Genomic DNA, 13,152 nt, shown 5'->3' on the forward strand with positions numbered 1-13,152 from the left:
CGGCCCCTGTGGGATGACCTCGCCGGGAACCTCTACCGTACATTCGACTCGAACCCTCACCTTCCACGCAGCCCCACACGCATCAGGCCCGTTGCCGGGCCGCCGGGGCTCGGGTAATGTCGAGTCATTGCACAGGACAGAGCACGCCCATGACCTCCAAGCTGGAACAACTCAAGCAGTTCACCACCGTGGTCGCCGACACCGGCGACCTGGACGCCATCACCCGCCTCAAACCGGTCGACGCCACCACCAACCCGTCGCTGCTGCTCAAGGCCGCCGCCATCCCGGGCTACGCCGACCTGCTCAAGCAGGTCAAGGCCGATAGCAAAGGCAAAGTCGATCTGGCCTGCGACAAGTTCGCGGTGGCGGTGGGCGCGGGCATTCTCAAGGCCATCCCAGGCCGGATCTCCACCGAGGTGGATGCGCGCCTGTCGTTCGATGAGCCGGCGCTGCTGAAGAAGGCCCGCCAGCTGATCGAGCTATACGAAGCCGCCGGGGTCAAGCGCGATCGCGTGCTGATCAAACTGGCCTCTACCTGGGAAGGCATCCGCGCCGCCGAGAAGCTGGAAAAGGAAGGCATCCAGACCAACCTCACCCTGCTGTTCTCCTTCGCCCAGGCCCAGGCCTGCGCCGATGCCGGGGTGTTCCTGATCTCGCCGTTCGTGGGGCGCATCTACGACTGGTTCAAGAAAAGCACCGGCAAGGACTACGTCGGCGCCGAAGACCCGGGCGTGCAGTCGGTCACGCGTATCTACGACTACTACAAGACCAACGGCTACAACACCGTGGTCATGGGCGCGAGCTTCCGCAACATCGGCCAGATCGAGCAACTGGCCGGCTGCGACCGCCTGACCATCAGCCCAGAGTTGCTGGTGCAACTGTCCGATGACCAGGGCGAGCTGCCGCGCATCCTCAAGCCGGGCAATGCCGGCGAGGCGAAGCAGCAACTGAACGAAAGCCAGTTCCGCTGGGCGATGAACGAGGATGCCATGGCCACCGAGAAACTGGCCGAAGGTATTCGCCAGTTCGCTCGGGACCAGGAGAAGCTCGAAGCGTTGATGGACGACAAAGCCTGATACATATTCGGGTTGATCGACGGGCGGTTAATGCAGAGCATTTCCCGCCCGTTTTCGTTGGGTCGGCCGATGACGCTATCGCGGGGCAGGCCCGCTCCCACGATGCTCCACATTCCCCCGCGATAGCGTCACTCGCCACATCCGATAGAGCCGAGCCTTAGATGCCCCCCAGCGCCACCCTCCCCCTCATCCTCGCCGGCCCTGTACTCCGCCGCCTGGAACCCCAGCGCCTGGCCATCTGGCTGGTCGGCTCGCAACCGCTACGCCCCGAGTTCATTCTCGAACATGCAGGCATCACCGCGCAGACAGGTATTGAAGTGATCCCAGTCGGCGCGCACGCCTTCATCCACCTGCTGGACATCCACTTCGACAACCTACTGCCCAGCAACGCGGCCCTCGAATACGACCTGCGTCTGGACGACGGCCAATGCGTCGCTGACTGGGCGCCGCACCTGCTCTACCCCGGCGCCAGCCGCCCCAGCTTCGTGTTGCGCGACCGCCTCGACCAACTGCTCCACGGCTCCTGCCGCAAACCCCACCACCCGTCCACCGACGGCCTGCTCTGCGCAGACCGCCTGCTTTTGGCGGGACCGCAACCCGAAGAGCGCCCTGCGCTGCTGCTGATGACCGGCGACCAGGTTTACGCCGATGACGTTGCCGGCCCCATGCTGCGCGCCATCCACGAGTTGATCGAGTGCCTAGGCCTGTTCGACGAGACGTTGGAGGGCGCCGTGGTAGACAGTGGCGCCGCGCTCTACCGCCACCCGGCCTGCTACTACCACCGCGCCGACCTGCTACCGGCCCAGGAAAGCAACGAAAGCCTGCGTGAACGCTTCTTCGGGGGCAAGCGCAAGCCCATTTTTTCCTCCAGCAACGCCGACAACCACTTGGTGACCTTTGCCGAAGTCATGGCCATGTACCTCCTGGTCTGGTCGCCCATACCGTGGGCGCTGGTGCGCATGCAGATACCGCCCGGTTTGACCGACAAGCATCAGGCCCGCTATCGCCATGAATTGCCGTTGATCGAAGCCTTCCGCTCAGGGCTCGGCCAGGTGGCCCGGGCGATGGCCCATCTGCCCTGCCTGATGATCTTCGACGACCACGACATCACCGACGACTGGAACCTGTCTGCTCAGTGGGAGCAGACTGCCTACGGCCACCCGTTCTCCCGGCGCATCATTGGCAATGCGCTGGCGGGCTACCTGCTGTGCCAAGGTTGGGGGAACGACCCGGACGCCTGCGCGGCGCTGGTCGGGCGTTGCCGGCAGTTGGGCGAGGCGCGGGACGAACTGATCGGCGAGCTGCTACGCTTCCAGGGCTGGCAATACACCATGCACACGGAGCCACCACTGCTGGTGCTGGATACCCGCACCCGCCGCTGGCGCAGCGAAAACAGCCTGCAGAAGCCCTCCGGCCTGCTCGACTGGGAAGCCCTGTGCGAACTGCAACAGGCGCTGCTGGACCACCCTTCGGCGATCATCGTGTCACCGGCGCCGATCTTCGGGGTCAAGCTGATCGAAACTGTGCAACGAGTGTTCAGCGCGCTGGGCTATCCGCTGCTGGTGGATGCCGAGAACTGGATGGCTCACCGGGGCGCGGCGCAGGTGATCCTGAATATTTTCCGTCATTCACGCACACCGGGGCACTACGTGATCCTTTCCGGGGATGTGCATTATTCGTTCGTCTACGAAGTGCTGATCCGCCATCGTCAGCGCAGCCCGCACCTGTGGCAGGTGACCAGCAGCGGGATCAAGAATGAGTTTCCGAAGCGCCTGCTGGATGTGCTGGACCGGCTCAACCGCTGGTTGTACTCACCGCGCTCACCACTCAACTGGTTCACCCAGCGTCGGCAGATGGAGGTGGTGCCACGCACGCCCAGCCATAGCAAGGCGGGCGAACGGCTGTGGAACAGCGCGGGGCTGGGGTGGGTGTTCTTCGATGGCGAGGGGCGCCCGAAGCGGGTGTATCAGCTGAACGCCGATGGACGTGAGGCAACTGAGTTCGCTCGACGAACGGGCGCAGGCGGCTAGAGCTTGTATTGGATTTCCGGGCCAATCGCGGGTAAACCCGCTCCTACAGGGCTTTCAGCAACCTGCAGAGCGGCAAAACACCCGCAAATAGCAAAGATCAGGAACGCTCTAGCGCGCTCACCAGGTCATGGAAGGCTTCGCGGTTGGAGTCGTTCAGCCCCATCAGGATCTTGTGCGCCTCCAGCACCTTGGAGCGCACCACGCTCTCGTCTTGATCTTGCGATGGCAGATCGGTCAGGCACTCCGGGCAGGGTACCGGGCGATCGACGATGTTGAACACCTGGTCGAAACCCATGGACTGCAGCAGCCGGGAAATGTCCGGATTGGTGGTGACGACTGTCGGCAGCAGGCCGACTTTCTGCCGGGACAGGATCGACAGCTTGGCCAGCAGACCCAGCGTGGTGCTGTCGATGCTTTCGGTCTCTGTCAGGTCGATGACGATGGCCGAGAAGTTCAGCGCGGTGAAAATCTTCTCGATCGTCGCATCCAGCGCCGAACACAGGGTCAGGCGCACTTCACCGACAAATTTCAGAACGAAGGTCCCGCTCTGTTCGGCGAACTGGATTCTACCGGTACTCATTCAATGTTCCTGCTCAACACCAATAGGGCGATATCATCCGGCATCTCCCCAAGCGTAGCCAATTCGAAACGCTGGCGCAGCCCTTCCAGGCTGCCCCCTGCTTCCTTGACGATCTCCGGCAAGGACGCTTCCTTATCTTTGAGTGTGCCCCCCGGCAAAAGGTCCAGAATGCCATCGGACATCAGGGTGAGGCTGAACTGCGGTGGCAGCTCCAGTACCTGGTCCTGGTAGCTGGCCTCGTCGAACAGCCCCACTGGCAAGCCACGGCCTTCCAGATAGCGCGCCTGGCCGCTGGTGTACAACACCGGCAGCGGCAAGTGGCCACCCACGCTGTAGGTGAGTAGGCCAGTGTCCTCGTCGATGACACCACCGACCATGGTCACATGCTTGCCCAGCTTGCAGTTGATCAGCCCGCGGTTGATGTGGCTGAGCACCTGCGAAGGTTTGAACTCGCGCATCTTGCCGCTGCGCTTGATTTCGAACAGCAGGCGCGTGGTCATGAACTTGAGCAGAACGGTAACGAACGCCGAGGATGCACCATGGCCGGATACGTCCGCCAGGTAGAAGGCGATGCGCCGCTCATCCACACGGAAATAGTCGGCAAAATCACCCGACAGGTACAACGACGGGATGATCTGGTGCTCGAACGCGTACTCACCGGCCTTCCAAGGGCTTTCCGGTAGCATGTTCATCTGCACCTGGCGCCCTGCGTTCTGGTCTTCCTGCAGCAGGTGCAAGCTGGCTTCGAGTTCTCGGTTGGCCGCCTCGAGCTTGTCGCGATAGCGCTGGTTCTCAAGCACCAGGCGCGAACGGTCGAGGGCCCGACGTACCGAATGCTCCAGTACAGCCAAGTCTTCCAGGGGCTTGATCAGGTAGTCGGCGGCGCCAAGGCGCAAGGCTTCCACCGCGTCGCTCATGACACCAGCACCGGACACCACGATCACCGGCAACTGCGGCGCGCGCTCGCTGACCCGGCGGATCAGTTCGAGGCCGCCCATCTGCGGCATGCGCAGATCGCAGATCACGAGGTCGGGCTGGTGTGCTTCGAAGACCTGGAGCCCCTGCTGGCCGTTGGCGGCCTGGAGGACGCTGAAACCGCTGTCTTCCAGATAGGCGGCGAGGCTGGCACGGACCACGTCGTCGTCATCGATGATCAGCAGCGTTGCACTGGTTTTCTGCATGTGGGCGAACGGCGCCAGATTTGGGTTGGCGTAGCAGCTGTGGGCGGGCCGACAGACGGCTACTGGAATGCTCTTTAGCCACTCTCTATTTGAGTTGTAGGACAAGAAGACTTGCCCGGCAAATAGCAGAGGTGCCCTGTAAGGCGCTGACGGTACTCCCATCCGCCTGGCGTTTCAAGCATGGGAAGGTAGACTTCCCTGCACTTTACAGGGCAAATCCCCTGGCGTTATAAGAAAGCCGACCAGTGCGACCCGATGAAAGGATGCAGTCATGTCCCAGCCTCCCGTGAACTACAGCGAAAAACGCGATTTCATCCGCATGCGCATCGACACCGAAATCAGCCTGCTGCATGCCGGCCAGGTGATCGCCGCCGTTTGTCTCGACCTCTCCAGCAGCGGCATGCAGGTGCAAGCCGCGCAGCGTTTCCAGGTGGGCGATCGTCTCGAGGTGCGCATCGATTCCGACCACCCTGCACTTAAGGGCCTGCACGCCAGTACCGAAGTGGTGTGGATCGCCGACCAGCCTGGCGGCGAGCAGAAACTCGGCCTACGTATCCTGGCAATGCATTGAACCCGACTGTGTCACAGGCTGAAAAAAGGCGACCCGAAGGTCGCCTTTTTCACATCCAGCCGAATCAGAAGTCGTCTTCGACAGCGCCGTCCTTGACCTTGAACTCGCGGTTCTGCAGGTAGGCGTTGCGCAGGAAGATGTACTTGTCACCCTGAATCAGCTTTTCAGCCTGCAGCAGGCTGGCGCGGGTGTCGATCACGTCCAGGGCGAAGATCGAGTTGCGCGTCGGCACGTGGTCGATGTAACGGTAGGGTTCGGTGTAGGTGTCCGGGTACTTGGCCAAGCCGTCACGCACTGTGCTCGGGCCAAGCAGCGGGATGACCACGTACGGGCCGCTGGGCACGCCCCAGTAACCGAGGGTCTGGCCGAAGTCCTCGTCGTTGCGTTGCAGGCCCATTTTGGTGCCGACGTCGAAGAAGCCACCGAGCCCGAAAGTGGTGTTGACGATCAGGCGCGCGGTGTCCACACCGGCAGCGTGTGGCTTGAGCTGCAGCACATCGTTGGCCAGGTTGGTGACATCCCCCAGGTTGCGGAAGATATTGTGGATGCCGTCTTCGAGGAACTGGGGCGTCACAGCCTGGTAGCCCTTGGCAAGTGGCTTGAGGGCATAGGTGTCCAGTGTATCGTTGAACTTGAAGATCGGCCGGTTGACCGCCTCCCAAGGGTCTTCCTCTGTGGCCGCCTGAGTAGCCGCTACAGGCGCCAGCAACAGGCTGGCGCAGACACAGGCCTGGGTGATTCGCTCGATCACTCCGGCACCGATCCTACGCATAGATGTTTCTCCATCGAATTTCACGGCGGCAACGGCCTTTGGCGCGCTGCTGAACAAGACGCCAGTATAATGGCTTGCTGGCTTAGCGATAGTCTTACATATCTCTGTCAAGATTTTGTGAACATGTGTCACCGTCATCGGGTGGTAATAAAGGCGGGATAGGCTGCGGGCTATTTCAGGGAAGTTGCCATGCGAGACGCCCCCGCCTTCACCGCCGTGTTATTCGGACTGCGCGGCTGCCTGGTCCAGACTTCCAGTGGCAACCACCTGCTCACCCCAGGCGCCCTGGACGCCCTCGAACGCCTGCGCCAGCAGCAAGTACCTTGTATCTGGCTCGATCAACTCGAAGCCGTTCAAGTACGCCTACTCACCCAGCAACTCCCCGACTGGTTGCCCGGTCATACCGCCAAGGGTTGCGAGTGGCCGGCGCCCAACGCCTGCTGGCAAGCACTGATGGCCCTCGAAAGCCAGCGACTGGAAGGTAGCGTCTTGGTCAGCGGCGACCCCCTGCTGCTGCAATCGGCGCTCAACGCCGGGCTGTGGACGGTTGGCCTGGCGGCCTGCGGCCCTTCGTGCGACCTGGCCTCCAGCCAATGGCAAGGCATGACCCGGCAAGAGCAGGAACTGGCCCGAGGCAAAGCCACCCTCGCATTGTTCGGCATGGGCGTGCATTCGGTCATCGACCACCTTGAGGCGCTGGACACCTGCCTGGCCGACATCGCCCAGCGTCGGCTCAAGGGCGAGAAACCCTGACCCCCCTTTGATACGGGTCATGCAAAGCGCCGGTAGGTGGATTACGCTAGAAGACAGGCCCGAACCTTTGCCGCTTCGCTGAGGTCCATGCCTTGCCAAGTCATTGATGGAGTATGAACAATGCCTGCCCGCGAACTGCAAGAACGCCTGAATAGCCTGCGCGAGCAACTGGACCGCAATGTGCCGCTTTCGGAAGAGGAACTGGCCAGCCTGCATGAGGAAGCCAGACAGATCGAGGCTCAGCTGAAGCTTGAGGAGGCCACCCCGGACAACAACGTCGTCGATGGCGTAAACCTCGCCATCGAACGCTTCGAGGCCGAACACCCCGACCTCACAGCCACCCTGCGCAGCATTGTCAACTCGCTGCACAGCATGGGTATCTGAACCCTCTGAACATGATCGGGGCCGCGTTGCGGCCCTGACCGTATTACTGACGAACCAAGCGCAGGTTCTCGGGGCTGATCGCCCGGGTGCTGCGATACGGATTGATATCCAGCCCTCCGCGGCGCACGTAGCGCGCATACACCGTCAGATACTCGGGCCGCAGCAGGTGCTTCAGGTCCAGGTAGATACGCTCTACGCACTGCTCGTGGAAGTCGGCGTGCTGGCGGAAGCTGATCAGGTAGGTCAGCAGGCTGGCATGGTCCAGCGCACGCCCCTTGTACTCGACCACTACACTGCCCCAATCCGGCTGGCCGGTGACCGGACAGTTGGATTTGAGCAGGTGGCTGTGGACGGTCTCCTCCACCACGCGCTCCGCCGAACAACGCAACAGCCCGGGTTGCGGCTGCTCGTAATTGCTGATGCTCACGTCCAGCGCATCGATGCACAGGCCCGGCAGTGTGGTGACGCCCAGGGATTCGACGTCGGCCAGGGTGCTGACCTTGACCGCCACCGGCTTGCCTGCCGCGGCGGAAAGATCCTTAACCAGGCAGGCCTGCAATTGCGCTACCGACTCGAACACCGTCTGGTTCAGCGAGTTGAGGTACAGCTTGAACGACTTGGACTCGATGATGTTCGGCGAGTCGCACGGGATGGCGAATTCACCGATGGCCACCACCGGCTTGCCCGATGGCAGCAGCCAGGACAGCTCGAAGCAGTTCCAGAAATCCACGCCCTGCCAGGGCAAGGCGTCACCGCTGACGCCCAGTTCGGCCCATTTGGCCAGGCGTGGAATCGGGAACAGTAGCGAGGGCGTGTAGGTGGCGATGTATTCGCTGGACTTGCCCAGCGGAGAATGTTCGGCGGCGGGATGCATGGAAACTGACCTGAAGGTTCGAAATTGCCCTTAGTCTACCGGTTTTGCACCCCGCCTTGGGGCGCTTGTTACTCGATGGTCAGCGGCCCGACCATACCGGCCTGGTAGTGCCCCGGCACGTTGCAGGCAAACTCGATGGGCGCGGCCTTGCGGAAGGTCCAGGTCAGCTCGGCGCGCTGGCCGGGCTGGACCAGCACGGTATTGCCTGCCCCGTGGCCGTGCCCCCCCATGTTCATCTGGCTGTGATCCATCTGCCCATGATCCATGCCCTCATGGCTCATGCCGGCGGTGAACAGCTTGCCCTGCATCGCCACCATCTCCTTCTGGTGCTCGACATGCATGGCCTTGTCACCCAGGTTGAACTCGTGGGGTAACTTGCCTTCGTTGATCAGCACGAAGCGCACGGTTTCGCCGGCCTTGACCTTGAGGCTCTTGGGCTCGAAGGCGATATCCTTGAGCACCACCTCGACGGTACGGCTGGCCTTGGCCGCTGGGGCAGGTTCACCGAAGGCAAAGGTCTTCGACTCGTCGGCGAAGGTGGGCAGGCTGAGCAGCGCGAGCGCGGCGGCGACAATCAGGTGTTTCATGAGTGGCTCCGAATAGTGCGGGGAGAATGAGGCCATTCTCGAAAAGGCTGGCTGGCAGCTGGCTGACGGGAAGATTACAACTTTGTCAGCTTGGGCGAGGCTGCTGATCGTCACGTATGATTTCAGGCACCGCCCTTGTGAAAGCGGGTTCACCCGCGAATGCTGCCGTGAATGCCTCAACGTTTTCGTGGATGAATCCGCTCCTGCAAAGCCCGCGTGAACCTTCAGAACTGTGAAAGCCCATGAAACTACTGATCGTCGAAGACCAGGCCAAAACCGGCCAATACCTGCGCCAAGGCCTCAGCGAGGCCGGTTTCGCCACGGAGCTGGCCACCGACGGCGACACGGGCCAGCACCTGGCGCTGACCGGTGACCACGACCTGCTGATCCTCGACGTTATGCTGCCAGGGCGTAACGGCTGGCAGATCCTCCAGGCGGTGCGCCAGGCCGGCCAGGATACGCCCGTGTTGTTGCTCACCGCCCGCGACGCCGTCGAGGACCGTGTACACGGCTTGGAGCTGGGTGCCGACGATTATCTGGTCAAGCCTTTCGCCTTCTCCGAACTGCTGGCGCGGGTGCGCAGCCTGTTGCGCCGGGGCGCCAACGCCAGCCAGGACACCAGCCTGGCGCTCGCCGACCTGCGCCTGGACCTGATCCGCCGCCGCGCCGAACGCAGCGGCCAACGCATCGACCTGACCGCCAAGGAGTTCGCCCTGCTCGAACTGCTGCTGCGCCGCCAGGGCGAAGTGCTGCCCAAGTCACTCATCGCTTCGCAGGTGTGGGACATGAATTTCGACAGCGACACCAACGTGATCGAAGTGGCCATCCGCCGCCTGCGCCTGAAGATCGACGACAGCCATCCGACCAAGCTGATCCATACCGTGCGCGGCATGGGCTACGTGCTCGAGGAGCGCCAGGACTGATGCGCCGCCTGTCCCTCGGTGGCCGCCTGGCCCTGCTGTTCGCCGCCTGCACCGCCACCGTTTCGCTGAGCGCCGGGCTGCTGTTCAACCGCGCCAGCGAACGCCACTTCGTCGAGCTCGACCAGCAGCTGCTGAGCGGCCGCCTGTCACTGATGCGTAGCCTGCTCGACGGCGTCAACAACCCGGAACAGCTGAGCGCGCGCCTGCCCCAACTACTCAACGAACTGAGCCACCAATCCGACCTGGCCCTGCGGGTACGCGGCGCCAATGGCAGGGCATGGTTCGACAGCCGCATCGACCTGCCGGACGACCCGCGTCAATCCGGCCTGGCCACCCTGCACGCCGGTGGTATCGACTACCGTAGCCTGAGCGTGGCGATCAGCGAGGACCTGCCTGCCTCGCCTCGGCTTACCCTGTTCCTCGACATCACTCACCACCAGCATTTCCTCCAGGGCATGCAGCGCCTGATCTGGCTTACCGTTGGCTTGTCAGCCCTGGCCACTGCACTACTGGGCGCCTGGGCCGCACGCCGGGGCCTGAAGCCATTGCGGCAGATGGGCAAGGTCGCCGCCAGCGTCAATGCCCGGTCGCTGACCACCCGCCTGCCGGTGGCGCAGATGCCCGAAGAGCTGGCGGAGCTGGCAGGCACGGTCAATGCCATGCTTGAGCGCCTGGACGACGCCTTTCAGCGCCTGTCGGCATTCTCAGCCGATATAGCCCATGAATTGCGCACACCGCTGTCCAACTTGCTGACCCACACCCAGGTCACCCTGACTCATCCTCGCAGCCTCGAGGAATACCGCGAGGCCTTGCATGGCAACCTGGAAGAACTGCAGTGGATGGCCCAGCTGGTCAACGACATGCTCTACCTGGCCAAGGCCGACCACGGCCTGTTGATGCCCAATCGCCAGCCGCTGGACCTGGCGGTGGAAATCGATGCACTGCTGGAGTACTACGCACCGCTGGCCGAGGAAGCCGAGGTGCGGCTGCTGCGCGAGGGCGAAGCGCACACCCATGGGGATCGGCACATGTTGCGCCGAGCCCTGTCCAATCTGCTGGACAATGCGCTGCGCTTCACGCCGGCCAGCGGCGAGATCCGCGTGGTGCTTGAAGGTGGAGTACGTATTGCTGTGGCCAACACCGGAGCGGCCATCGCCCCGCAATTGTTGGAGCGACTGTTCGACCGGTTCTATCGAGCAGATCCGGCTCGCCAGGAAGGCAGTAGCGAACACGCGGGACTAGGGCTGGCGATCACCCGCTCGATCGTGCAGGCGCATGGAGGAAGCATCAGGGCGGAGTGTGCGAACGGCTGGACGCGGTTCGTGATCGAGTTGCCTGAACGGCAGTGAAGACGGGGCCGTTTTGTGGCCCATCGCCGGCAAAGTCGGCCCCTACAGGAACGACTTTGCCAGCAGATACCGCATTACTCGTAGCGCAGAGCCATTGCCGGTTCTATCTGCGAGGCCCGATAGGCTGGGTAGATGGTCGCCAGGAAGCTCATCACCAAACCCGCCACGCAGATGATCGCCACGTCGCCCCACTGCAACTCGGACGGCAGGCTGCTGATGAAGTAGATGTCGGATGTGAAGATGTGCTGGCCACTGACCCGCTCGATCCAGCCGACGATGGCGCTGACGTTGAACGCCGCGACCACCCCCAATACGCCACCGATCAGCGTGCCGACGATACCGATCAGGCTGCCCTGGACCATGAACGTGCCCATGATCTGCGCCGGCGTGGCACCAATGGTGCGCAGGATGGCGATGTCCGCGCCCTTGTCGTTCACCACCATCACCAGGGTGGCGATGATGTTGAACGCCGCCACCGCGATGATCATCATCAACAGCAGGCCGATCATGGTCTTTTCCATCTTCATCGCGCTGAACAGGCTGCCCTGGGTGTGCGACCAATCATCGGCGCGGTAACCCTCACCCAGGCCAGCGGCGATAGCTTTCGACACTTGGGGCGCGGCATACAGATCTTGCAGCTTCAGACGCACGCCTTGAACCTGGCCCGGTGCCCAACGCTGCATCTCACCGGCATCGGCAACATGGATGTAGGCCTGGGAGCCATCCAGCTCGGCACCGACCTTGAAGATGCCGACCACCGTCAAACGTTGCATGCGTGGGGTGATACCGCCTGGTTCCTTGCTGATCTCGGGGACGATCAGGGTCAGCTTGTCGCCGGTGTTCAGGCGGAAACGCCGGGCCGTCAGCTCACCGACGACCACGCCGTACTCGCCAGGCACCAGGTCCTGCAAGCTACCTTGGACGATATGCTGGGTGACGATCGAGACCTTGCCCTCTTCCGCCGGGTCGATACCCGCCACCTGAATCGGCTGCATGGCACCCTTGTACGACAGCATGCCTTCCAGTTCGGTAAGCGGCGCGGCGGCCAGCACCGCTGGGTTGCCCTCGGCGGTGCTGGCCACCTTGCGCCAGTCGTCCAGCGGCTGCACGCCGAGGATGCTGGCGTGGGGCACCAGGCCCAGCACGCGTGAGCTCATCTCGCGCTGGAAGCCGTTCATTACCGACAGCACCACGATCATCGCCAGCACGCCGAGCGACAGGCCGATCATCGAGGTCATCGAGATGAACGAGATGAAATGGTTGCGGCGCTTGGCACGGGTGTAACGAGCACCGATGAACAAGGGCAAGGGTCTGAACATGAACGGCAACACCTAAGAAGAAAGTGAACCGGGGCGCGCTTCATGGCGCCCCGCGCAAGCGACTCAGATCGCCACCAGGTGCCCGTCTTCCAGGCGCAGCACACGGTCCATCTGACGCGCCAGGTTGAGGTCGTGGGTGACCACCAGGAACGCGGTCTGCGAGTGGCTGGACAGCTCCTGCATCAGTTCCTGGATGCCCTGGGCGGTGTGGTGGTCGAGGTTGCCGGTTGGCTCGTCGAGCATCACCAGGCCCGGCCGGTTGACCAGGGCGCGGGCGATCGCCACGCGCTGGCGCTCACCACCGGACAGCTCGGCCGGCTTGTGATTCAGCCGATGGCCCAGGCCAACCCGCTTGAGCAGCGCCTCGGCGCGCTCGCGGGCCTCCGGGATGGGGGTCTTGCCGATCAGCAGGGGCATGCAGGCGTTCTCCAGGGCGGTGAACTCCGGCAGCAGGTGGTGGAACTGGTAGACGAAGCCCAGCGCGCGGTTACGCAGCAGCCCACGCGCCCGCTCGCCCAGCGCCGACAACTCTTCGCCGGCCAGCCAGACGCTGCCTTGGGTTGGCGTGTCCAGGCCCCCCAGCAGGTTGAGCAAGGTACTCTTGCCCGAACCGGAGCTGCCGACGATGGCCACCCGCTCGCCCGGCTGCAGCTCCAGGTTCAACCCGGACAGCACCTGCACCGACTCTGGGCCCTCTTCGTAGCTCTTGCCCAGGTTGCGGCAACTCAACACGGCTTTATCACTCATGCGCGA

Annotated in this window: 14 protein-coding genes; 7 read left to right on the plus strand and 7 right to left on the minus strand. The window is 63.0% G+C overall.

Annotated features, from left to right (window positions below; genetic code table 11):
- The first annotated feature begins 149 nt into the window (after positions 1–149).
- Both tal and IM733_RS10730 read left to right on the plus strand, forming a co-directional pair.
- Positions 150–1,076 carry a transaldolase gene (gene tal / locus IM733_RS10725; RefSeq protein WP_248920821.1) on the plus strand — a complete coding sequence of 309 codons (927 nt, stop codon included), beginning with the start codon at positions 150–152 and terminating at the stop codon, positions 1,074–1,076.
- Between the two features lie 161 nt (positions 1,077–1,237).
- Positions 1,238–3,106: an alkaline phosphatase D family protein gene (locus tag IM733_RS10730; RefSeq protein ID WP_248920822.1), complete on the plus strand. Its 1,869-nt coding sequence runs from the start codon at positions 1,238–1,240 to the stop codon at positions 3,104–3,106.
- Positions 3,107–3,203: 97 nt separating this feature from the next.
- On the opposite strand, the gene rssC is transcribed toward IM733_RS10730, so the two are convergent.
- Both rssC and rssB read right to left on the minus strand, forming a co-directional pair.
- Entirely contained in the window at positions 3,204–3,686 is a 483-nt protein-coding gene (gene rssC, locus IM733_RS10735; RefSeq protein ID WP_023631332.1) for an anti-sigma factor antagonist RssC, read from the minus strand.
- Positions 3,683–4,867 (minus strand): two-component system response regulator RssB, encoded by a 1,185-nt coding sequence (gene rssB, locus IM733_RS10740; RefSeq protein ID WP_248920823.1) that lies wholly within the window; start codon positions 4,865–4,867, stop codon positions 3,683–3,685. Before rssB ends, rssC begins: the two co-directional genes overlap by 4 nt.
- Before the next feature lie 271 nt (positions 4,868–5,138).
- On the opposite strand from rssB, the gene IM733_RS10745 reads away from it, so the two are divergent.
- A complete protein-coding gene (locus IM733_RS10745; RefSeq protein WP_248920824.1) occupies positions 5,139–5,438 on the plus strand; it encodes a PilZ domain-containing protein in 300 nt (99 codons plus the stop codon).
- Positions 5,439–5,502: 64 nt separating this feature from the next.
- Here the strand turns inward: IM733_RS10745 and IM733_RS10750 are convergent, their stop codons facing one another.
- Positions 5,503–6,210, minus strand: a complete 708-nt coding sequence (locus IM733_RS10750; RefSeq protein ID WP_248920825.1) for an MlaA family lipoprotein — start codon at positions 6,208–6,210, stop codon at positions 5,503–5,505.
- A 189-nt stretch (positions 6,211–6,399) separates the two neighbouring features.
- Here IM733_RS10750 and IM733_RS10755 point away from each other — a divergent pair, with 189 nt between their 5' ends.
- Together IM733_RS10755 and IM733_RS10760 are read left to right on the plus strand one after the other, a co-directional pair.
- Positions 6,400–6,963, plus strand: a complete 564-nt coding sequence (locus IM733_RS10755; RefSeq protein ID WP_248920826.1) for a phosphonoacetaldehyde phosphonohydrolase-related protein — start codon at positions 6,400–6,402, stop codon at positions 6,961–6,963.
- A 120-nt stretch (positions 6,964–7,083) separates the two neighbouring features.
- Entirely contained in the window at positions 7,084–7,347 is a 264-nt protein-coding gene (locus tag IM733_RS10760) for a DUF4404 family protein (protein ID WP_248920827.1), read from the plus strand.
- Positions 7,348–7,390: 43 nt separating this feature from the next.
- Here the strand turns inward: IM733_RS10760 and queF are convergent, their stop codons facing one another.
- A complete protein-coding gene (queF, locus tag IM733_RS10765; protein WP_248920828.1) occupies positions 7,391–8,221 on the minus strand; it encodes an NADPH-dependent 7-cyano-7-deazaguanine reductase QueF in 831 nt (276 codons plus the stop codon).
- Between the two features lie 68 nt (positions 8,222–8,289).
- Complete coding sequence (locus IM733_RS10770; RefSeq protein WP_248920829.1) at positions 8,290–8,808, minus strand: cupredoxin domain-containing protein; 519 nt, start codon at positions 8,806–8,808, stop codon at positions 8,290–8,292.
- A gap of 242 nt (positions 8,809–9,050) precedes the next feature.
- On the opposite strand from IM733_RS10770, the gene IM733_RS10775 reads away from it, so the two are divergent.
- Positions 9,051–9,731: a heavy metal response regulator transcription factor gene (locus tag IM733_RS10775; RefSeq protein WP_248920830.1), complete on the plus strand. Its 681-nt coding sequence runs from the start codon at positions 9,051–9,053 to the stop codon at positions 9,729–9,731.
- Complete coding sequence (locus IM733_RS10780; RefSeq protein WP_283107527.1) at positions 9,731–11,080, plus strand: heavy metal sensor histidine kinase; 1,350 nt, start codon at positions 9,731–9,733, stop codon at positions 11,078–11,080. Before IM733_RS10775 ends, IM733_RS10780 begins: the two co-directional genes overlap by 1 nt.
- 74 nt (positions 11,081–11,154) lie before the next feature.
- On the opposite strand, the gene IM733_RS10785 is transcribed toward IM733_RS10780, so the two are convergent.
- The gene (locus tag IM733_RS10785) at positions 11,155–12,399 is read right to left on the minus strand and encodes a lipoprotein-releasing ABC transporter permease subunit (protein WP_248920831.1); all 1,245 of its coding nucleotides are present in this window, start codon (positions 12,397–12,399) and stop codon (positions 11,155–11,157) included.
- Positions 12,400–12,462: 63 nt separating this feature from the next.
- Entirely contained in the window at positions 12,463–13,146 is a 684-nt protein-coding gene (gene lolD, locus IM733_RS10790) for a lipoprotein-releasing ABC transporter ATP-binding protein LolD (protein WP_193383909.1), read from the minus strand.
- Positions 13,147–13,152: the final 6 nt, after the last annotated feature.

The organism is Pseudomonas entomophila (assembly GCF_023277925.1).
Lineage (GTDB): Bacteria > Pseudomonadota > Gammaproteobacteria > Pseudomonadales > Pseudomonadaceae > Aquipseudomonas > Aquipseudomonas entomophila_D.